24 protein-coding genes and 1 riboswitch are annotated in these 18,478 nt (G+C 42.2%); of the genes, 17 read left to right on the top strand and 7 right to left on the bottom strand.

Features of this window, described 5'->3' with window-relative positions; translation table 11 throughout:
* Positions 1-12 precede the first annotated feature (12 nt).
* From NHH16_RS05310 to NHH16_RS05300, 3 genes are read left to right on the top strand one after another with little or no spacing between them, the layout of a single operon-like run.
* Positions 13-900, top strand: a complete 888-nt coding sequence (locus NHH16_RS05310; RefSeq protein WP_330643460.1) for a carbohydrate ABC transporter permease — start codon at positions 13-15, stop codon at positions 898-900.
* Complete coding sequence (locus NHH16_RS05305) at positions 897-1,733, top strand: carbohydrate ABC transporter permease (protein ID WP_262068549.1); 837 nt, start codon at positions 897-899, stop codon at positions 1,731-1,733. Before NHH16_RS05310 ends, NHH16_RS05305 begins: the two co-directional genes overlap by 4 nt.
* A 24-nt stretch (positions 1,734-1,757) precedes the next feature.
* Positions 1,758-3,437 (top strand): glycoside hydrolase family 13 protein, encoded by a 1,680-nt coding sequence (locus NHH16_RS05300; protein ID WP_262068548.1) that lies wholly within the window; start codon positions 1,758-1,760, stop codon positions 3,435-3,437.
* Positions 3,438-3,496: 59 nt separating this feature from the next.
* Here NHH16_RS05300 and NHH16_RS05295 read toward each other — a convergent pair whose 3' ends face one another.
* Together NHH16_RS05295 and NHH16_RS05290 are read right to left on the bottom strand one after the other, a co-directional pair.
* Entirely contained in the window at positions 3,497-3,826 is a 330-nt protein-coding gene (locus tag NHH16_RS05295) for a type II toxin-antitoxin system RelE/ParE family toxin (protein WP_262068547.1), read from the bottom strand.
* Positions 3,823-4,086 (bottom strand): type II toxin-antitoxin system Phd/YefM family antitoxin, encoded by a 264-nt coding sequence (locus tag NHH16_RS05290; RefSeq protein WP_262068546.1) that lies wholly within the window; start codon positions 4,084-4,086, stop codon positions 3,823-3,825. Before NHH16_RS05290 ends, NHH16_RS05295 begins: the two co-directional genes overlap by 4 nt.
* A 203-nt stretch (positions 4,087-4,289) precedes the next feature.
* Between NHH16_RS05290 and NHH16_RS05285 the strand changes: the two genes are divergently transcribed.
* The 3 genes from NHH16_RS05285 to NHH16_RS05275 all read left to right on the top strand — a co-directional run bounded on the left by NHH16_RS05285 (position 4,290) and on the right by NHH16_RS05275 (position 5,253).
* Positions 4,290-4,568: a type II toxin-antitoxin system Phd/YefM family antitoxin gene (locus NHH16_RS05285; RefSeq protein ID WP_262068545.1), complete on the top strand. Its 279-nt coding sequence runs from the start codon at positions 4,290-4,292 to the stop codon at positions 4,566-4,568.
* Positions 4,549-4,881, top strand: a complete 333-nt coding sequence (locus NHH16_RS05280) for a type II toxin-antitoxin system RelE/ParE family toxin (protein WP_262068544.1) — start codon at positions 4,549-4,551, stop codon at positions 4,879-4,881. Before NHH16_RS05285 ends, NHH16_RS05280 begins: the two co-directional genes overlap by 20 nt.
* A gap of 168 nt (positions 4,882-5,049) precedes the next feature.
* A complete protein-coding gene (locus tag NHH16_RS05275) occupies positions 5,050-5,253 on the top strand; it encodes a DUF4143 domain-containing protein (RefSeq protein ID WP_316043926.1) in 204 nt (67 codons plus the stop codon).
* 24 nt (positions 5,254-5,277) lie between these two features.
* Here the strand turns inward: NHH16_RS05275 and NHH16_RS05270 are convergent, their stop codons facing one another.
* Entirely contained in the window at positions 5,278-6,636 is a 1,359-nt protein-coding gene (locus NHH16_RS05270; RefSeq protein ID WP_262068543.1) for an ATP-binding protein, read from the bottom strand.
* Positions 6,637-6,879: 243 nt separating this feature from the next.
* Here NHH16_RS05270 and NHH16_RS05265 point away from each other — a divergent pair, with 243 nt between their 5' ends.
* The 4 genes from NHH16_RS05265 to NHH16_RS05250 all read left to right on the top strand — a co-directional run bounded on the left by NHH16_RS05265 (position 6,880) and on the right by NHH16_RS05250 (position 10,580).
* Positions 6,880-7,968, top strand: coding sequence for a KamA family radical SAM protein (locus NHH16_RS05265; protein WP_262068542.1), 1,089 nt, complete (start codon positions 6,880-6,882; stop codon positions 7,966-7,968).
* 134 nt (positions 7,969-8,102) lie between these two features.
* Entirely contained in the window at positions 8,103-9,320 is a 1,218-nt protein-coding gene (locus NHH16_RS05260) for an ATP-binding protein (protein ID WP_262068541.1), read from the top strand.
* A gap of 19 nt (positions 9,321-9,339) precedes the next feature.
* Positions 9,340-9,535, top strand: a riboswitch (cobalamin riboswitch).
* A gap of 105 nt (positions 9,536-9,640) precedes the next feature.
* Positions 9,641-10,054: a DUF4430 domain-containing protein gene (locus NHH16_RS05255; RefSeq protein ID WP_262068540.1), complete on the top strand. Its 414-nt coding sequence runs from the start codon at positions 9,641-9,643 to the stop codon at positions 10,052-10,054.
* A gap of 4 nt (positions 10,055-10,058) precedes the next feature.
* The gene (locus NHH16_RS05250; RefSeq protein WP_262068539.1) at positions 10,059-10,580 is read left to right on the top strand and encodes a hypothetical protein; all 522 of its coding nucleotides are present in this window, start codon (positions 10,059-10,061) and stop codon (positions 10,578-10,580) included.
* 24 nt (positions 10,581-10,604) lie between these two features.
* Here NHH16_RS05250 and eutH (NHH16_RS05245) read toward each other — a convergent pair whose 3' ends face one another.
* Together eutH (NHH16_RS05245) and eutH (NHH16_RS05240) are read right to left on the bottom strand one after the other, a co-directional pair.
* Positions 10,605-10,802 (bottom strand): ethanolamine utilization protein EutH, encoded by a 198-nt coding sequence (eutH, locus tag NHH16_RS05245; RefSeq protein WP_262068538.1) that lies wholly within the window; start codon positions 10,800-10,802, stop codon positions 10,605-10,607.
* Complete coding sequence (gene eutH / locus NHH16_RS05240) at positions 10,795-11,055, bottom strand: ethanolamine utilization protein EutH (RefSeq protein ID WP_262068537.1); 261 nt, start codon at positions 11,053-11,055, stop codon at positions 10,795-10,797. Before eutH (NHH16_RS05240) ends, eutH (NHH16_RS05245) begins: the two co-directional genes overlap by 8 nt.
* A gap of 7 nt (positions 11,056-11,062) precedes the next feature.
* Between eutH (NHH16_RS05240) and NHH16_RS05235 the strand changes: the two genes are divergently transcribed.
* Positions 11,063-11,308 carry a hypothetical protein gene (locus NHH16_RS05235; protein ID WP_262068536.1) on the top strand — a complete coding sequence of 82 codons (246 nt, stop codon included), beginning with the start codon at positions 11,063-11,065 and terminating at the stop codon, positions 11,306-11,308.
* Positions 11,309-11,444: 136 nt separating this feature from the next.
* Here NHH16_RS05235 and NHH16_RS05230 read toward each other — a convergent pair whose 3' ends face one another.
* Positions 11,445-12,326, bottom strand: a complete 882-nt coding sequence (locus tag NHH16_RS05230; RefSeq protein ID WP_262068535.1) for a LysR family transcriptional regulator — start codon at positions 12,324-12,326, stop codon at positions 11,445-11,447.
* A gap of 87 nt (positions 12,327-12,413) precedes the next feature.
* Here NHH16_RS05230 and NHH16_RS05225 point away from each other — a divergent pair, with 87 nt between their 5' ends.
* Positions 12,414-13,283: an SDR family oxidoreductase gene (locus tag NHH16_RS05225; RefSeq protein WP_262068534.1), complete on the top strand. Its 870-nt coding sequence runs from the start codon at positions 12,414-12,416 to the stop codon at positions 13,281-13,283.
* A 23-nt stretch (positions 13,284-13,306) separates the two neighbouring features.
* Here the strand turns inward: NHH16_RS05225 and NHH16_RS05220 are convergent, their stop codons facing one another.
* Positions 13,307-13,999 (bottom strand): aspartate/glutamate racemase family protein, encoded by a 693-nt coding sequence (locus NHH16_RS05220; RefSeq protein WP_262068533.1) that lies wholly within the window; start codon positions 13,997-13,999, stop codon positions 13,307-13,309.
* A gap of 155 nt (positions 14,000-14,154) precedes the next feature.
* Here NHH16_RS05220 and NHH16_RS05215 point away from each other — a divergent pair, with 155 nt between their 5' ends.
* From NHH16_RS05215 to modA, 5 genes are all read left to right on the top strand, one after another.
* The gene (locus NHH16_RS05215; protein ID WP_262068532.1) at positions 14,155-15,180 is read left to right on the top strand and encodes a molybdopterin-binding protein; all 1,026 of its coding nucleotides are present in this window, start codon (positions 14,155-14,157) and stop codon (positions 15,178-15,180) included.
* Between the two features lie 2 nt (positions 15,181-15,182).
* Positions 15,183-15,659, top strand: coding sequence for a cyclic pyranopterin monophosphate synthase MoaC (moaC, locus tag NHH16_RS05210; RefSeq protein ID WP_262068531.1), 477 nt, complete (start codon positions 15,183-15,185; stop codon positions 15,657-15,659).
* Positions 15,643-16,614: a GTP 3',8-cyclase MoaA gene (moaA, locus tag NHH16_RS05205; RefSeq protein ID WP_262068530.1), complete on the top strand. Its 972-nt coding sequence runs from the start codon at positions 15,643-15,645 to the stop codon at positions 16,612-16,614. The genes moaC and moaA overlap by 17 nt, the downstream gene beginning before the upstream one ends.
* 1 nt (position 16,615) lies before the next feature.
* Positions 16,616-17,557 carry an MOSC domain-containing protein gene (locus tag NHH16_RS05200; RefSeq protein WP_262068529.1) on the top strand — a complete coding sequence of 314 codons (942 nt, stop codon included), beginning with the start codon at positions 16,616-16,618 and terminating at the stop codon, positions 17,555-17,557.
* Positions 17,558-17,639: 82 nt separating this feature from the next.
* The gene (gene modA, locus NHH16_RS05195; protein ID WP_262068528.1) at positions 17,640-18,470 is read left to right on the top strand and encodes a molybdate ABC transporter substrate-binding protein; all 831 of its coding nucleotides are present in this window, start codon (positions 17,640-17,642) and stop codon (positions 18,468-18,470) included.
* The last annotated feature ends 8 nt before the right edge of the window (positions 18,471-18,478 follow it).

Below are 18,478 nucleotides of genomic sequence, written 5' to 3'. Positions count from 1 at the left end.
AAGGGATAAGAGATGAGAAAAAAGAACTTCAGAAAAAATACAAAGGTGCATCCAACGTGCTATATCGCAGTATGTGCGATGGGGATCTTATTTTTCCTGTTTCATACCATTCCATTTTTAAGAGGCGTATTTTATAGCTTTACTGATTGGAGAGGATATGGCGAGTGGAACTTCGTAGGTCTACGAAATTATGTACATTTGCTTACAGATAGAGATATTGTAAATGCGTACAGCTTTACAATTCGATTTTCTGTTATCACGACAATATTAGTAAATACCATCAGTCTGATTCTTGCATGCGCCTTAAACGCAAAGATAAAGTTTAAGAATACAATCAAAGCGTTTTATTTTTTGCCGTATATGCTAGGAACACTAATTGTCGGGTTTATCTTTAACTATATTTTTGCTAATTTAATTCCTGGAGCCGGTAAGGCTCTTGGAATTCAGGAATTATCCGTAAACGTATTGGGAACTAACCGGGCAATGTGGGGAATTATTGTGGTGTCTGTTTGGATTGGATGTGCTTTTAATACGTTGATTTATTTAGCAGGTCTTCAGTCAATTGACACGGATGTATACGAAGCTGCAAGCCTTGACGGAGCCGCTGGAATAAAGCGTTTTTGGAAAATCACCTTCCCCTTGCTTGCCCCATCTTTTACCATCAACATGGTACTGTCGGCAAAAAATTACTTGATGGTATATGATCAAATTATGGCCATGACAAATGGAGGACCGGGAACGACAACAACATCCATTGCGGTTTTGATATACAAGAAGGGCTTTGGCGGCGGACAGTTTGCGTATCAGTCTGCCAATGCCGTTGTTCTCTTTATTATAGTGGTATTAATTGCTTTCTTCCAGTTGAAAGTTCTTGAAAAAAGGGAGGATAAACTCCGATGAAAAAAAAGAAAGTGAAAGAAAAATATAATTGGATTGTTACGATATTGCTCATTATGGGGATCTTGTTTGTGATATTACTACCTTTATACATGACGGTTATGATTGCAATCCGTGATCCGGGAGATATGCATAACGTGTTAGCCCTTCCTAAGACGCTGCGTCTTAGAAATTTTATAGAAGCATGGGAGATGACGGATTTCCCGGTTAAATTTCGTAACACTGCTTTTATAACTATTGTAAATCTGGTATTTACGTTGATGACAAATTCGTTCGTCGCCTATGCAATTACTAGAAACCGAAAGAAAAGCAAGTTTTTTACAATTGTTTACTACTATTTTGTGAGTGCGATGTTTATTCCCTTTAGCGTATTAATGCTTCCATTAGTGGTTCAAGCAAATACCTTTCATTTAGACAATGTGGTTGGAATTACGTTTCTTTATGTTGTTTTTGGCATGCCAATGAATACATTTCTCTATAGTGGTGCGATTCGAAATATACCTGAGGCCCTAGATGAAGCGGCAAAGATAGATGGAGCCAACCCGGTTCAAACGTTTTGGTATGTTATCTTCCCAACCCTAAAGCCAACCACAGCAACAGTGGCAATTCTCTCTTTTATGTGGACTTGGAATGATTTTACAATGCCATTAGTGTTATTAAGTGAACCTAGTCAACAAACATTACAACTTGCACAATATGTATTTAAGACGCAGTTTTCGGTGGATTATAATCACGCTTTTGCATCCTACTTGCTTGTATTGGCGCCCGTATTAATCATTTATGTATTCTGTCAAAGATGGATTATGAATGGGGTAGTAGCAGGAGCTGTAAAATAAATTTTGAAATGTCTGGAGGTTAAAATGAAACGAAATTGGTGGAAAGAAAGTATTGTATATCAAATCTATCCCAGAAGCTTTAAAGATAGCAATGGTGATGGTATAGGAGATATTAAAGGCATTATTGAAAAACTAGATTACTTGAAAGAGCTAGGTGTAAATGTATTATGGCTTTCGCCGGTTTTTGAATCTCCTTTAGATGATAATGGATATGACATCTCTGATTACCGTAAAATCCTTGGTGACTATGGAACGATGGCAGATTTTAATGAATTAATCGAGAAAGCGCATGAGAAAGGTCTAAAGATTCTGATGGATTTGGTGGTCAATCATACATCGGATGAACACTCATGGTTTGTGGAAAGTAAAAAATCAAAAGAGAATCCCTATCGTGATTATTACATATGGAGATATCCGAAAGCCGGGAAAGAGCCAAATAACTGGGGCGCCACATTTGGCGGTTCAGCTTGGGAATATGATAACCGAACGGGCATGTACTATCTGCATTGTTTTTCCAAAAAGCAACCGGATCTTAACTGGGAGAATGAAGCCGTTCGAAATGATATTTATGAAATGATGAATTGGTGGTGTGAAAAGGGAATTGATGGGTTCCGTATGGATGTAATCAGCATGATTTCAAAGGATCAAAGCTTCCCAGAGGGAAAAGAATATGGAGGACTTTATGGAGATGGCTCACCTTATTATATGAATGGTCCTCGCATTCACGAATATCTGCAGGAAATGAATAGAGAAGTGTTGGCGAGGCATGATATTATGACGGTTGGCGAAACCGCTGGTGTCACTATTGAAGAGGCGAAAAAGTATGCTGGAGAAGATGCTAATGAATTAAATATGGTATTTCAGTTTGAGCATGTAAGTATTGGGGATGGTCCTTATGGTAAATGGACCACTAATCGCTATGATTTTAGAGAATATAAAAAAATCATGATAAAATGGCAAGAAGAGCTTCAAGGGAAGGCCTGGAATAGCCTTTATCTAGGAAATCATGATCAACCCAGAAGTGTTTCAAGGTTTGGCGATGACAGTGAGGAGTACAGGGAGATATCGGCGAAAATGCTAGCGACCTGTATTCATATGATGCAAGGAACGCCCTACATCTATCAGGGAGAAGAAATCGGTATGACCAATGCTTACTTTGAAGACCTCACCATGTATAGAGACATAGAAAGCTTGCAGTATTATGAAGAATTAACTGGAGCAAAACGGATGGAACCAGAAGAAATGATGGAATGCCTAAAGCTTCGTAGTAGAGATAATGCCCGGACACCTATGCAGTGGAATAATAAAAAAAATGGGGGGTTTACAGAAGGTACGCCATGGATTAATTTAAATTCAAACTACAGTAGAATCAATGTAGAGCGTCAGATGAAAGAACGGGACTCGGTCTTTCAATATTATAAAAAGCTAATTCGGCTTAGAAAAGAAAATGAAGTTATTGTATATGGTCATTTCACAGCAATTAGCCGTGCAGATGAGAAGATTTTTGCCTTTAAGAGAGAACTTGATGAGAAAAGAATTTTAGTTTTATGTAATTATTCAAAAGAAGCGACGGCATTTACCATACCAGAAGAGTTTGCTATTGAGAGTGGCAAAATTATGATTTCAAATTATTTAGCTGAAGAATGTAAAAAAGAAATGACCTTGAGGCCTTATGAGGCAGTCGTCTTCGCCTTCGGTAGTTGAGAACATGATGAAAGGAGTAATGCATTATGAGTATGAAAGCAAGACTGCACACGGGAGAGTTATACCTTCCGGGAGATTTTCAGGATAGAAGCCCAATTACTCTTACCATATAAGAATCTTATAACATAAATTTGCTGTTCTTCTTCCGCAATAATATAAAAAGCAAGATAATTGTCTACCTTTGTAAAGCGAATACCCCATGAAGCAAGTAGTTTATCATCTACTAGAGCGAACTTCTCTGGGAACTGTGTCAGGGCATTAATCTGGCGTTCCGCCTCATCCAGCAAATTATCAGCAGCCTGGGGATTCTTCAGGACAAATTCAATATAATCTGCTGAACGCTCCATGTCTCTTTCGGCAGCCGCTGTGATATGAATATAATAGTTCATCGTTTACGCCGGCTCCTTAAATCAGACATCGCTTCGGAGAATGGGCGGGTCTTTCCTTCTGCTACATCGGAAAGTCCTTCCTGTATCAGTCCATATAATTCATGGCGTCCGACCAGTTGTTCATAAGCCTCAATGCTCATAACGGCAAGGTCTCCTTTACCGTTTTTGGTGATGAAAACTGGTTCGGAAGAATCGTGGCAAAAAGTAGAGATTTCATTGTATCTATTGCGTAAATCTGCGCTTGAACGAATTGTTGGCATGATAACACCTCCTTTATACAAAAATTATACATAAATTTCTTTATATGGTCAAGGGTAAGGAAGAAATATTGAGAATACAGTTTGACCTACAATAAAACTTTTTTTCGAAATCACCGAAAAGTTGCAACTTAGAGGAACCAGCGCTTGAGCAAGTAGTCAAATTATGATAAAATATGACTATAAAAGAAAGCGAGGTGTTTGTTATGCAAGCAGACATTAGACCATCATCAGATTTGCGAAATCATTATAACGATATATCTAGACAGTGTAAAGAAAGTAAGGAACCGGTGATTATTACGGTAAATGGTCGCGGTGATACCGCCATTATGGCGCTTCAAACATATAAGCAGATGGAGGCGGAATTAGAACTATACAGAACATTGGCAGAGGCCGAAGATGATGTGAGAAATGGTCGAGTGATGCCAATAGATAATACCTTTGCCTCATTAAGAAGCATGCTAAATGGTGAAGAGAATGTATAGGGTCAATATAACAGAAAAAGCAGATTCGCAAATGCGGGAGTTAGCCCTATATATCGCGGAGGAATCGGGAAGCAATGAAGTGGCTTTGAAGTACATAGGGAAGATGGAAAAGTCAATTGAACAGTTAATAGTATTCCCTGAGGCAGGCAGTGTGCCGAGAAACCAGACAATTAAAAAACAAGGATATCGCGTATTGGTAGTCGAAAAGCACCTTGTTTTCTATAAATTCAATAAAGCAGAGGGGGAGGTTACGATATATGCTGTCGTTGATTACAGAAGAGAGTATCAGTTTATTATGCTCCCTGCGGGGTAAGCATACATTATAATTTGATTTAGAAGATAGATAGAAGATTTATGTTACTTGGAGTTGGTATTTGTAATTGAATATAATTATTTGTTACTAAGGCTTGCGCCGTTAGTTTCTAGGAGAGTGGTGGTAAATACCCACTCTCTTTTTATGTAGTTAAAAACAATTAAGAGTGTGAGTACATATTATTGGACCAATGATAGAGGCAGTGCCGAGATAGATTTTCTGATTAGCATAGGAAGAGAAGTTATCCCTATTGAAGTTAAGGCAGAGACCAACTTACAGGCGAAAAGCTTGAAAGCTTTCTGTGAAAAGTACCATCCAAAGATGGCTATTCGTGCATCAATGGCTGATTATAAGCAAGAGGATTGGGTTTAAATCTGCCACTTTGGGCAGTGGAAATCATAAAAACATTGCCATATATAGTGGCAGATGAATAATATCGTCTTTTATCATTACGTCTTTTGGATAGAGAATATAGGAGTTAGCTAGCTTTTTTGAAAACTTTTGCTTAAATTTATCTAGTGATGAATGGAATCTATAATTTCCGGATTTAACTTCAATGGGGGAAATCTTGTTACCAGCAGTTATTAGAAAATCTATTTCCATATGGTTGGCCCTATTTGTGGCATCGTTTCTTGAGTAAAAATATAGACGGTGACCATTGCGGCGCAACATTTGGGCAACCACATTCTCCATAATCATCCCTTCATTGATGCTTAACCGATCAAAGAGTATTGCCTTATAGAGTTCATTCTCGGCATATGGTTTATCCATAAAAGTTTGAGTGATAAGAAGACCCGTGTCACCCATATAACATTTTTGAGTGGTGTGATCAGAACTTAAAGCCAATCCGATACTCGGATCGGTGGCATTATAACAGGTGTTAATAATCATCGCCTCGTTTAGCCAAATGAAGGAGTCTTCATAGCTTCTAAAACGTGCCTCCTTGGAAAGTGAGGACAGTTTATATTTCTTTTCCTTTTTTGAGAGCTGCCCAGGAATTCCATCAAAAATAGCAAAGACCTTGTCTTCATACCCTTCAGCAAATTTCGAAACATCGTCTTTATAAAGTTGAAGAATTCGCCGTTTAGCGATATCCGATTTTTCAAAGTTTTTTTCAGATAGGTAGGCGAGAATAGATTGAGGCATGCCGCCGACTAACATGTATTGTCTGAAGTCATTCATTATTTTTTGGTGTAAAGCATGTCCGAGCGGTTGTAGGGTGTCAAAGCACTTTTTAATTAGAGGGGCAGTAACTTCATCGCCTAAAGCCCATAGGAACTCTTCGAAATCAAGAGGGAACATTTCGATATGTTCTTCCTCTGAAGGAATGATAATGTCTTGGACATTCTTTTTGAGGCGTATGAGCGATCCGGTTTCGATATAGTCAAAGCGCCCATCCTCAACTAAGTACTTAATTAGTTGACGGGCACGTGGAAATTGTTGTACTTCGTCAAAGATTATTACGGATTCACGATTATATAAAGCGGTACCATAATAGGCGGATAGTTTTGCAAAGAACAAATCCAGGTTATCGCTTTCATTATTAAACATATTCAGAATTTCGCCGGAGACATTTCCAAAATCAATAATAATATGACTTCGGTATTCTTTTGTGGCAAATTCCCTACAAAGATAACTCTTGCCCACACGCCTTGCACCATCAATCATAAGAGCCGTTTCACCGTTACTATTTTGCTTCCACTCAAGAAGGCGAGAGTATATTTTTCTTTTTAGCGTACCTTTTTTTGTAGACATTTCCAATCACATCCCTTCAACCACCAAAAACATTGATATTATAAGTGATTTTAACATTGAAATCACGAAAAAGCAAGTTGACAAGACGAGATTCTACACGAAAAAGCAAGTTGGAGAAGTGGGATTCTGCACGAAAAAGCAAGTTCGCATCGAAAGGCCACAGTTGCGATATAGTGAAAACAGGTCTAAAATGTATATATGATGAAAAGAGTGAAAAATATGTAGAAAGCTAAGGTGATAGCTATGTGGAAAGACAGTTTGAGAAACAACGTTACCTCGATACCGGAACTTTGCAAGTATTTTGATTTGTCACCAGATATGCAAGAGAGCTTAACGACCATTGTAAGTCGTTTTCCCATGTCCATCTCTTTGTATTACTTATCGTTGATTAACTGGGAAGATGAACACGACCCGATTCGTAAGATGTGTATCCCGTCGCTCGAAGAGCTAGACATGACGGGGAGCTTTGATACTAGTGGCGAAACCTCTAATACGAAGACAACAGGCTTACAGCATAAATATAAAGAAACGGCTCTGATTCTCTCCACGAACGTCTGCGGGATGTATTGTCGGTACTGCTTTCGGAAGCGGGCAGTAGGGATTTCGGAGAAAGAAATCGCCAAGAATTTCGACACAGTCGCGGAGTATGTGAAAGCCCATACCGAGCTGAGCAATGTATTAATCAGCGGCGGCGATAGTTTTTTAATGGATAATGAACAGTTGGGAAAATATCTAGAGACCTATACTGCTATCCCTCATTTGGACTACATTCGCTTTGGAACTAGGACGCCAGTGACTTTTCCGGAGCGTATTAATAGCGATCCAGACTTGTGGGAAATCTTAAAAAAATACAGTCAGCGCAAGCAAATCTATGTGGCCACTCACTTTAATCACCCCAATGAGATTACCGAAGAGGTGGAGGCGGCGGTAAGAAAGTTATATGAGTGCGGGGTGATTGTCCGCAATCAGACGGTGCTCTTAAAAGGAGTCAATGACGATGGTGCTACCTTAGGAAAGCTCCTGAAAAGCCTGACGGCGATAGGGGTAGTCCCTTATTACGTCTTTCAGTGCCGACCGGTATCTGGCGTAGGTGCTCATTTTCAGGTACCGCTTCTCCAGGCGTATAAGATTGTCGAAGCAGCAAAGAACATACAGAACGGAATGGGAAAAAGCTTTCGTTATGTGATGTCTCATGAGACCGGCAAAATCGAGATGATTGGCTTAGAGGCTGAGAAGACGATGATATTTAAATATCATCAGGCAAAAGATGAGAAAAATAACGGGCGGATCTTTAGATGTCAGTTAGAGGAAGGACAAACCTGGGTAGAATAAAGATAATTATTGTGGAAGATAGCAACGCAGCGCACTGAAAGAAACGAGAAAATCAATAGTTTTGGGACTGCACTCCTAAAACTATTGATTTTTTGTGAATTTTGGGATAATATATAGAAAAGGGAGGGGATGTTATGGTTATACGAAGAACAGAATATTTAAATAAATTAATTGCATTTAGAGAAAAGAAGCTAATAAAAATTATTACGGGTATTAGGCGATGCGGAAAATCTACTCTATTAGAGATTTATCAAGATTGGCTACTAGAGAATGGTGTTAAAAAAGAGCAGATTATAGCAATTAATTTTGAAGATATAGATTATGAAGAGTTGTGTGATTACAAAAAATTGTATACATATTTGAAAGAACGACTTGTGCAAGACGAGATGACCTATATTTTTTTAGATGAGGTTCAAAATATTGAAAACTTTCCAAAAGTAGTTGATAGTCTGTTTATAAAGAAAAATGTAGATATGTACATAACAGGTTCTAACGCATACATGCTGTCCAGTGAAATTGCAACACTTATCTCGGGAAGATATGTGCAGATTGAAATGCTTCCTCTTTCTTTTAAGGAGTATATTGAAAGTACGGGAAATATGAATGAGCGTGGTATCAAATATACGGAATATCTCGAGGCGAGTTCTTTTCCATATACTTTAGAATTGAAAGGACAGCCAGAAGAAATTCGCGATTATTTGGAAGGGATTTATAATACGATTGTTGTAAAAGATATTGTGCAACGAAAGAGAATCACAGATACGATGATGCTTAAAAGCGTGTTGCGTTTTGTGTTCGATAATATTGGGAATCCACTTTCATCAAAGAAAATTGCAGATACGATGACTTCAGGCGGGAGAAAGATTGACGCAAAGACGGTAGAAAAATATCTAGAGTGTTTATCGGAAAGTTATATTATTTACCAGGCAAAACGATATAATATCAAAGGAAAACAATATCTGAAAACTCTTGAAAAATATTATGTTGTAGATATTGGCCTTCGGTATATGCTATTAGGAAAACGTCAAATGGATATGGGACATATTTTGGAGAACGTGATATATCTAGAACTGCTAAGACGAGGATATGATGTTTATGTAGGGAAGGTTGATAGTTTCGAGGTTGATTTTGTTGCACAAAACAACATGGGAACTACCTATTTTCAGGTTGCATTGACGGCTAGGGAAGAACAAACACTGGAGCGAGAATTGAGACCTTTAAAAGCTATTCGCGACCACTATCCCAAAATCTTACTAACTCTTGACGAGGATCCAGAGGTGCAGTACGCAGGAATACGCCGTATCAATGCTAGAGACTGGCTCCTAGATCTTACTGAGGGAAATCATAACTAAGGCTTGACTTACAGACAAAACAAAAGCAAAATAGAGAGGTGCCAAATTTGTTAACAATTTAAAAGACAGGGGAAGCAGGTGAGAATCCTGCGCAATACCCGTTGCTGTATTGGAGGAGTGATATTCCATTAGGTCACTGTAGCGAAAGCTATGGGAAGGCGGAATATCACGGTTTATGCCTAAGTCAGAACACCCGCTTTTAAATTAATTTGGACGGCTACGGGAATATGGCCAAGTTGTTAATGGGAAATCATTCTATGATTTTGTAGCGGCTTGGAATATTTCAAAACTAAAAGATGCTACAAAAAGGAGAATGAAAGATGAAAAATCAAAGTAAGAACAAGAAAATTATTATTGGCGTTATCGCCTTGATCGCGGCTATTAGTTTGGCTCTAGTAGGCTATAACTTGCTAAAGCCAGAGGTAAAGACAGGGGCGAAAGCAGTAGAGATTGTGGTAGTCGCTGAGGACGCGAGCGAAGAGACGTATCAAGTGCAGACGGATGCTGAGTACCTGCAAGAAGCGATGGACGAAGCCGAAGGCCTAACGTACGCCGGTGAAGAGGGCGAGTACGGTCTTATGGTCGATACGGTTAACGATGAGAAAGCTTCCTTTGAGGAAAACGGTGCCTATTGGTCGTTTTACGTAAATGACGAGTACTGCAATTACGGTATAAGTGAGCAGCCAGTGGCAGATGGCGATGTCTTTAAAATCGTCTATACCATTGATGAATAATGAGATGGATAAATCAGAGAATAATATGAGATTAAGTGTTATTAAGCTAGTGGTTTCAGCCCTTTTAGCGGCTCTTCTCTTTACGGTTCAGGTGGCCCTTGGCTTCCTGCCTAACATCGAGTTAGTATCACTGCTAATCATTATTTTCACGCTGGTCTTTGGTCGGATGACGCTATATGTTATCTATGCCTTTGCTTTGTTAGAGGGGCTAATGTATGGCTTTGGCCTTTGGTGGGTCATGTATCTGTACGTCTGGACAATTCTCTATTTGATTGTTTTTTTATTTAGAAAAAACGATAGCGTAATTATCTGGGCGATTATCAGTGGCTTCTTTGGCTTATCCTTTGGCGCCCTTTGCGCGATTCCCTACATCGTAGCCGGCGGGATTGGCGCTGGGTTAGCGTGGTGGAGTGCCGGCCTTATGTTTGATATATTGCACGCGGTTGGCAATGTGGTAGTTACGCTAGTATTATTTAAACCGTTATATTATGTGATGGAAAAGCTGAAAAGCTCGGTAAGCATTTGACTTACCGAGCTTTTTTCTACCTTTTTAATCTACTTTTATCTTTCCCCGTTTGAGTAAGAATAAGGTTAAGGCAATCGCCAGGATACCACCGGAGAGCTTAGCTACGATTACTGGGAAGACCATCTCTGGGTTAGCACCGCCGGTAAAGGCGAGGACGTCTCCTAAGACGAAGGAACCGGAGACCGCGAAAGCGATGTTGATGAGCTTGCCCCGGTTATTCATATATAAAGACGGGCAAAAGATTGAGAACGAGCTCACAGGTTCCGATAGGAGTAGAGGTGATGCTCATCGTCAGACCGCCTAGTAAGCAGCCGATGGGCAGGGTGATGATTCCCACAATGGCTAAGGCGAGGTCACCCATCGCATAAAAACCGGCGTCAAAGCGTTCGCCGTAGCCTAGCTTATTGCCTCGGAGTTTGTCTATTGCTAGGGCAATCTTAAAAGACGCTCCTATTATTATCCTGGATGAGGCCACAGCCAGTGTGGATCCCGATAACGAGCATGACATCCAGATGGCTCTTGATGAGCTCATCAAAAATAAAACCTTGATTATGATTGCTCATCGCCTATCAACGATTAAAAAGGCCGATCAGATTCTAGTAGTAGAGGATAAGCATATTATCGAAAGGGGCACTCACGAGAGCTTGCTTAAGGAGCAGGGAAGATATAAACAACTCTGGGATAAGAGAATGAAAGCCTCTAGCAGGGAGATTGCCAAGCAAGGGTAGAAAAGCCACATCACAATTACGATGATTATCGAAAGGGCCTTTTTGGTAGACTGAACTTTTATTTAGGATCGGCATAACTTTATTCCAGATCTGAATTTCAAATGATAAGTACCCTGGTGTTATGATGAACATAGCATCAGGGTCTTTTTTTGAACCATTCGATAAAAAGAGGCACGGCAGGATTAATATTCTTACGAGCGTAGCCGATGACCATGCTCATTGAAGGCACATTCTGAATAGGAATAGCGACTAGGTTGTCTGGCATCGCATCTCGGCACCCATCGGTTAAAATTGTTACGCCCTTACCTAGAGAGACCATCATTAATAGAGTGATTACGCTATCGCAGGTGCCGCTGTGCAAGGGAAAATAGCCATTGCTTAAGTAAAGACTAATGACGTAGTCATACCAGGCCTTCGTAATATGCTTATGAACGCAGAGATAAGGCTGGTCGTAAAAGTCGTGAAAGCTAACGCTGGTTTTCTCGGCAAGGGGATGGTCTCTAGGGACAATTAGCACGGTAGTCAGAGTGCTTTGGGGAAGTGTCTCTAGGTTGGCATCACCAGCAAGCGTACTGCCCATGGTTAAGGTAAAATCATGAGTTCCGTTTCTTAGAGCCGTTAAGAGATCATTGTGATTGCCGTCGTGAAGCTTAATTTGAATGGCTGGGTAGGCAGCAGCAAAATCCTGCAATATAGCCAAGAGAGAGTTTTCTGTACCGCCGCGAAGAAAGCCAAAATCAAGAGTATCTGCACTTTGACTTGGTTCATCGGTAATGTGGGAGAGACCGCGGTTATACTCTAGCAAGATATTGGCAGCATGTTTAAGAAACGCTTGTCCCTTATCGGATAAGGTGACTTGCTTGGTATTGCGATTAAACAGTTGACAACCGAGCTCTGCTTCTAGCCGTTTGATGTGGCGGGAGAGAGTGGGTTGGGTAATAAAGAGAGTCTCAGCCGCTTTCGTATAATTAAGCGTCTGGGACAAAGTAAGAAACGATTGCAGTTGTTCGATATCCATAAAAACCTCCTTTTGCTGGGGGTGTTCTTAAATTCATGGTAACAAATCAATGTAAAATATACAATAAAAGAAAAAGGAGAGAAGCGTATGATTTTAGTAACTTGTGCAGCTGGCGGCGCCGCCAGTCATGTGATTCCGCAACTTGTAAAAAGAGGGTTAGATGTTCGGGCTCTGGATATCTCAGAAAAGGTCGAGAACTTAAAAGAAATTGGGGTTAAGGAGACCATGGTTGGCAATTGCCGCGACCGAGAGGTGATTGAAAAAGCGATGACTGGTTGTGACCAGGTGCTTTACATGCCACCGCTATTTGTCTACGACGAAGCCGATATGGCAAAGCTGTGTATTGATGTCGCTATTGAAGCTGGTGTCAAACAATTCGTCATGATGTCAGTGACCCATCCTAATATGTCTACCCTGCTACAACATACCCAGAAGTTGTATGCTGAGGAATATCTAGTTTATAAGGGTTTGTCTCACAATTTGAACTACACCATCCTGCAACCGATGCATTATAACCATAACTTTTCGATTCCAATGGTTTGGGAGACGGGAGCCTATAATTGCTTCTACACGAAGACCACAAAGCTTAGTTACGTGGATGCCGCTGATGTGGGTGAGGTTGCCGCGAAAGTATTGAGCGAAGACGGTCATCAAAATGCGACCTATGAGCTAGTCGGCAATGACTTTTTATCGCCGGTAGATATGGTCGAATTATTTAATGAGGTGACGGGACGAACAGCGGTGTGCAATCAAGTCCCGGTGGAGAATATCATTGAATACTTTGGAAATGGCAAGTACGATAGTTACTTTGTAAAGGCCTTTAAATGTCTGTCGGAGACTTATGGGGACTACGGAATTGCTGGTAACGGCAATGTGCTCACCTGGTTACTTGGACGAAAACCGACAACTTTTAAAGAGTATATTAGAAATGAAATTGAGAAGTACGGCTTGAGTTAATAGGTACGAAAAAGCAATCACCATTAATCGGTGATTGCTTTTTTAGCGGCTTCTTTCGCATGGATAAGGGCCGTATCGTAGACGGCACAGGGACAGTTATCAGGCTTGATTAGCAGTCCGATTTCCGTACAACCGAGGATGACGCCACCGGCACCGCGGGCAGTATACTCTTCAATTACCTGAAGAAAATAGGCGGCGGATTCTTCGCGAATCTGTCCGAGACAGAGTTCTTCGTAGATCACCCGGTTGATCTCTTCGATTTCCTCTTCGCCGGGGATAAGCACTTCAAAGCCGGCCTTTTGGAGTTGCTCCTTATAGAAGACCTCGGTCATCGTGTACTTCGTCCCCAGTAAAAGAACTTTCTGTATCTGATCTTCTTTAAGGACTTTAGCAGTAGCATCGGCGATATGAAGGATAGGAATCTGAATACGCATCTGGATTTCTGGGACTACTTTGTGCATCGTATTGGTACAAATAACGATAAAATCAGCGCCAGCACCTTCTAGCCGGGTTGCCGCGTCGGCGAGAATTTCGGCACTTTTCCCCCAGTCCCCGCTTGCTTGGCATTCCTCAATTTCATGAAAGTCCACACTATATAAGAGTAGCTTGGCAGAGTGCAGACCGCCCAGCGCTTTTTTGGCTTCTTCGTTAATCGTTTGGTAGTAGGTGAGGGTGCTTTCCCAGCTCATGCCCCCGATGAGTCCGATTGTTTTCATATGTATTCTCCTTCGCTTTTCTCGATTCTTTCATCTTATCGGTTACCAGGGGTTTTGGCAAGTATTGTGCCATATTACCAAAAAGTCAGAAAATATTTGTCAAATAGTCAGTAATGAGCGATAATTAACACATGAAGAAATGGGGAGGAAAGAAGATGCAAGAAGTAAGGACGAAGGATGCCGTAGGACACGTTTTGTGTCACGATATAACCCAGATAGTAAGAGGCGGTGTTAAGGATGCTGTCTTTCGGAAAGGTCACGTAGTTAGGGAAGAGGATATCCCGGTCTTGTTAAGTATCGGAAAGGAACACCTCTACGTGTGGGAACAAGTAGAAGGGATGTTGCACGAGAATGAGGCCGCCGAGATTTTGCGCGAGATTGCCCAGGGGAGCCACATGAGGGCAACATTACCAAAAGAAGGGAAAATTGAATTAATTGCGGAAATTCCCGGGCTTTTAAAAATTGATAAGGAACGACTGCATCAATTAAATGCTCTCGGTGAGCTGATGATCGCTACGATTCCTTCGGGAATGGTAGTGAAAGAAGGGGATAAATTATGCGGAACCCGGGTGATTCCTTTAGTAATTGAAGAAGAGAAGATGTTAGCAGCGAAGGCGTTAATGGGGGATAAGCCCCTTTTAGAGCTTTTGCCTTTAAAGAAGGTCAAATACGGAGTGATTACGACAGGAAGCGAAGTTTTTAAAGGGCGGATTAAAGATACGTTTACCCCTGTTTTGGTGGATAAAATGGCCGCTTTTGGCTGTGAGCTAAAAAGCCACCGGATTCTTGATGATAATCATGAGGAGATTACCAGCACGATTCAGGAGATGCTAGCAGAAGGCGTAGAATTAGTTCTTTGCACTGGCGGTATGAGTGTAGATCCAGACGATAAGACGCCTCTGGCGATTAAGAATACGGGAGCAGAGATTGTTAGCTACGGTGCCCCAGTCCTCCCAGGAGCGATGTTTATGCTAGCGTATACCAAGGAGCAGACCCCTATTTTGGGATTGCCGGGCTGTGTGATGTATGCGAAGAAGACGATTTTTGATCTGGTACTGCCCCTTCTTTTAGCGGGGATTCCGGTAACGAAGGAGTGGCTAGCAAGCCTAGGTGATGGGGGTCTTTGCCAGAACTGTGAGGTTTGCCATTTTCCTAATTGTACCTTCTGGAAGGGGGTGTAGGTATGGGACTTACACACATTGATGGGGAAGGCAATGCGGTTATGATAGAGGTGGGCGATAAGAAAAGCACCAGTAGGAGGGCGAGAGCTCAGGGAAAAATCTATATGAGTCGTGCTTGCTTTCAAATGGTGAAAGACGGAAGCGCAAAGAAAGGTGATGTCTTAGGTGTGGCGCAAATCGGCGGCATTATGGCAACAAAAAAGACGGCCGATTTGATTCCTCTTTGTCACAGCCTAGCCCTTACCAACAGTAAAGTGACATTTTCTCTATTAGAGGAAGAAAACGCGATCCTTGCTACCTGTCAGGTAACCTGTGAAGGGAAGACTGGGGTGGAGATGGAGGCATTAACGGGTGTGAGTATCGCTCTTTTGACCATATATGATATGTGTAAAGCAGTGGATAAAGGAATGACGATAGGAGAGATTGTTCTCCTAGAAAAAGAAGGAGGAAAAAGCGGCCACTATGAAAGACCAGTATAATCGCGAAATTGAATATATGCGGGTCTCGGTTACGGACCGGTGCAATATGCGCTGCTTGTACTGTATGCCAAGGGGCGTTATAAAAGGCGCTCACCAGGATATTTTGACCTATGAAGAGATTTTGCAGATTTGTGAAGCGGGGGTCTTGCTGGGCATTAAGAAGTATAAGATCACCGGCGGCGAACCGCTGGCGCGCAAAGATTGTCCTGATTTTATTCGTCGTCTTAAGTCTTTAAACGGGGTAGAACAAGTAACCCTGACCACCAATGGTATCTTTTTGGATGAGCATCTTTCGGAGCTGAAACAAAGTAGTATTGATGGCATTAATATTAGCATCGATTCTTTAGATGAGGAAAGATACCGGCAGATAACCGGTACGAATCTTAGTACGGTGAAAGGGATTATAAAGGTACTAGAGCGGGGCGTAGAGCTGGGCATTAAGATGAAGGTGAATGCGGTTCTGCTTAAAGAGAACCGGCCCGATATTATAAAGCTAGCAAGCCTTGCTAGAGAGTATCCAGTAGACGTTCGCTTTATTGAACTAATGCCAATCGGTGAGGGGGCTCTTCTTAAGGGCCCGCAAATGGATCCAGCGCTTAATATCTTAAAAGAGCGGTGGCCGGATTTGCAAGCCACTTCTGAGAAAACCGGTAATGGTCCGGCACATTATTATACGTCTGAGAGCTTACAGGGAAAGATTGGCTTTATCGATGCCATTAGTCATCGGTTCTGCGATGAATGTAACCGGGTGCGCCTTACTTCGTTAGGGATGCTAAAGCCGTGTCTTTGTTATGAAGCGGGAACGGATTTGCGGAACCTATTAAGGGCAGGGGCTTCTACTGCTGAGTTAACTGAGGCGATGAAAGTGTGTATCTACGGAAAACCCCGAGCTCATAGTTTTCAGGAGAAGGAGCAGATTACCGAATACCGACGGATGAATGAAATTGGAGGCTAGGATGGGGAAAGTATTAGCAGTATGTAAAAGTGAAAAAAAGGGAACCCAGAAGATAAATATAGAGTCCGGCTTCTTTAAAGAAGGGTTCGGGCTAGAAGGAGACGCCCACGGCGGGGACTGGCATCGCCAGGTAAGTCTTATAAGCGGTGATAAAATCAGAGCGTTTAATGAAAAAGGAGCCGGTGTGTTGCCCGGCGCTTTTGGCGAAAACATCATTGTGGAAGGGATCGACTTTCGAGAATTACCGGTAGGAACTAGGCTTACCTGCGGTGAAGTGATTCTGGAAATGACCCAAATCGGCAAGGAGTGCCATACTCATTGTCAGATTTATCAAAAGGTTGGGGACTGTATTATGCCCCGGGAAGGCGTATTTGCGAGAGTTCTTCACTCGGGAACGATTGCCGTCGGCGATGAGATGGAGATTGCTGCAGGTTTGGAGAAGATGTCGCTGCGGGCAGCAGTTATCACTTTAAGTGATAAAGGGGCGGCCGGTGAGCGGGAAGATAAAAGTGGACCGGCTATTGCAGGAAGACTAAAGGAAGCGGGCTACGAAGTGATTGAAGAAATCCTAATTCCCGATGAGGAGGCCTTACTTAAGAAGGAGCTGATTAGGCTCTGCGATCAGCGGTTTCCCCATTTGATTTTGACTACTGGGGGAACGGGGTTTGCCCCTAGAGATATGACTCCGGAAGCGACGCTTGCGGTAGCAGACAAAGAAGCCCAAGGAGTGGCGGAAGCCATTCGCTACGCTTCGATGCAGATAACTAGGAAAGCGATGCTCTCAAGAGGACGGGCGGTTATCCGTAAGAAAACCTTAATCGTGAATTTGCCAGGAAGTCCGAAAGCCTGTATGGAGAGTATGGACGCCTTTATGAATACAATTGAACATGGATTAGAGTTGCTACAAGGAATCGGTGGCGAGTGCGGGAGTCCGGTGAACTAGGAGACCGTACAAAGCAGCTAACAATACGTGTAAAGCCACGTTTGTTAAATACATTTTGCGAATAGCAAAGGAGGAACGATTTATGAGAAACAAAGTAGTAGCTGTATTAGTGCTGGCCATGGTTTTGGTCAGTCTCGTAGCGTGCGGGGGCAAAGAAACACCGGCAGCGGACGAGAGCGAAAAGCCAAGTGAGGAAGCATCTGAAGAAATCGAATTGACGGTATTTGCCGCCGCTTCCATGACCGAGACACTGCAAGAGATTGAAGCCCTTTATCAGGAGGAGGCTCCGAATGTAAAGCTTTCTTTTAACTTCGACTCTTCGGGGACGCTTCAGACCCAGATTGAAGAGGGAGCCTTGTGTGATGTGTTTATCTCAGCTGGCGAAAAGCAGATGAATGCCCTTGAAGAAGGGGAACTTCTAGCAGCGGGTACCCGATTGGATCTACTTCTTAATCAAGTGACGCTTTGTGTGCCGGAAGAAAATCCTAAGGGAATTACTAGCTTTGAAGACTTAGGTCAGAAGCTTAGTGGTGAGGAGATGCTTTTTGCCATGGGCAACAGCGACGTGCCGGTAGGACAGTATACTCAGAAGATTCTGACGTATTTTTCCTTAGACGAAAGTGCCCTAGCAGCGGCGGGAAAGATTAGTTACGGAAGCAATGTGAAAGAAGTGACCACCTGGATTAGTGAAGGCAGCGTGGACGCGGGCGTAGTCTACTGTACCGATGCCTTTAGCGCTGATTTAGAGATTGTGGATGCGGCGACAGAAGACATGTGCGGCAAGGTGTTATATCCGGCAGCCGTTATTAAAGGGACAGAGCAAGAAGAGGCAGCTAAGGCGTATCTGGAGTTTTTAAAGACCGACGCGGCGGTAGCTATTTTTGAAAAAGTAGGCTTTACGAAGGCCTTTTAGGAGAAGCG

The sequence above is a fragment of the Ohessyouella blattaphilus genome, from assembly GCF_024721265.1.
GTDB classification, from domain to species: Bacteria; Bacillota; Clostridia; order Lachnospirales; family Lachnospiraceae; genus Aequitasia; species Aequitasia blattaphilus_A.
Note: the sequence above shows the minus strand (reverse complement) of the source record. Positions and strands in the feature narration are given on the sequence as shown.

Bases quoted from the DNA above. Each gene is read 5' to 3' on its own strand.
- moaA (WP_262068530.1), top strand. From the start codon at position 15,643: ATGAAAGACCAGTATAATCGCGAAATTGAATATATGCGGGTCTCGGTT.
- NHH16_RS05290 (WP_262068546.1), bottom strand. From the start codon at position 4,086: ATGCCAACAATTCGTTCAAGCGCAGATTTACGCAATAGATACAATGAA.
- NHH16_RS05200 (WP_262068529.1), top strand. From the start codon at position 16,616: ATGGGGAAAGTATTAGCAGTATGTAAAAGTGAAAAAAAGGGAACCCAG.
- moaC (WP_262068531.1), top strand. From the start codon at position 15,183: ATGGGACTTACACACATTGATGGGGAAGGCAATGCGGTTATGATAGAG.
- NHH16_RS05215 (WP_262068532.1), top strand. From the start codon at position 14,155: ATGCAAGAAGTAAGGACGAAGGATGCCGTAGGACACGTTTTGTGTCAC.
- NHH16_RS05310 (WP_330643460.1), top strand. From the start codon at position 13: ATGAGAAAAAAGAACTTCAGAAAAAATACAAAGGTGCATCCAACGTGC.
- NHH16_RS05230 (WP_262068535.1), bottom strand. From the start codon at position 12,326: ATGGATATCGAACAACTGCAATCGTTTCTTACTTTGTCCCAGACGCTT.
- NHH16_RS05255 (WP_262068540.1), top strand. From the start codon at position 9,641: ATGAAAAATCAAAGTAAGAACAAGAAAATTATTATTGGCGTTATCGCC.
- NHH16_RS05220 (WP_262068533.1), bottom strand. From the start codon at position 13,999: ATGAAAACAATCGGACTCATCGGGGGCATGAGCTGGGAAAGCACCCTC.
- NHH16_RS05280 (WP_262068544.1), top strand. From the start codon at position 4,549: ATGGTGAAGAGAATGTATAGGGTCAATATAACAGAAAAAGCAGATTCG.
- NHH16_RS05270 (WP_262068543.1), bottom strand. From the start codon at position 6,636: ATGTCTACAAAAAAAGGTACGCTAAAAAGAAAAATATACTCTCGCCTT.
- NHH16_RS05265 (WP_262068542.1), top strand. From the start codon at position 6,880: ATGTGGAAAGACAGTTTGAGAAACAACGTTACCTCGATACCGGAACTT.
- NHH16_RS05305 (WP_262068549.1), top strand. From the start codon at position 897: ATGAAAAAAAAGAAAGTGAAAGAAAAATATAATTGGATTGTTACGATA.
- NHH16_RS05225 (WP_262068534.1), top strand. From the start codon at position 12,414: ATGATTTTAGTAACTTGTGCAGCTGGCGGCGCCGCCAGTCATGTGATT.
- NHH16_RS05285 (WP_262068545.1), top strand. From the start codon at position 4,290: ATGCAAGCAGACATTAGACCATCATCAGATTTGCGAAATCATTATAAC.
- modA (WP_262068528.1), top strand. From the start codon at position 17,640: ATGAGAAACAAAGTAGTAGCTGTATTAGTGCTGGCCATGGTTTTGGTC.
- NHH16_RS05250 (WP_262068539.1), top strand. From the start codon at position 10,059: ATGGATAAATCAGAGAATAATATGAGATTAAGTGTTATTAAGCTAGTG.
- NHH16_RS05260 (WP_262068541.1), top strand. From the start codon at position 8,103: ATGGTTATACGAAGAACAGAATATTTAAATAAATTAATTGCATTTAGA.
- eutH (WP_262068538.1), bottom strand. From the start codon at position 10,802: ATGAATAACCGGGGCAAGCTCATCAACATCGCTTTCGCGGTCTCCGGT.
- NHH16_RS05300 (WP_262068548.1), top strand. From the start codon at position 1,758: ATGAAACGAAATTGGTGGAAAGAAAGTATTGTATATCAAATCTATCCC.
- NHH16_RS05295 (WP_262068547.1), bottom strand. From the start codon at position 3,826: ATGAACTATTATATTCATATCACAGCGGCTGCCGAAAGAGACATGGAG.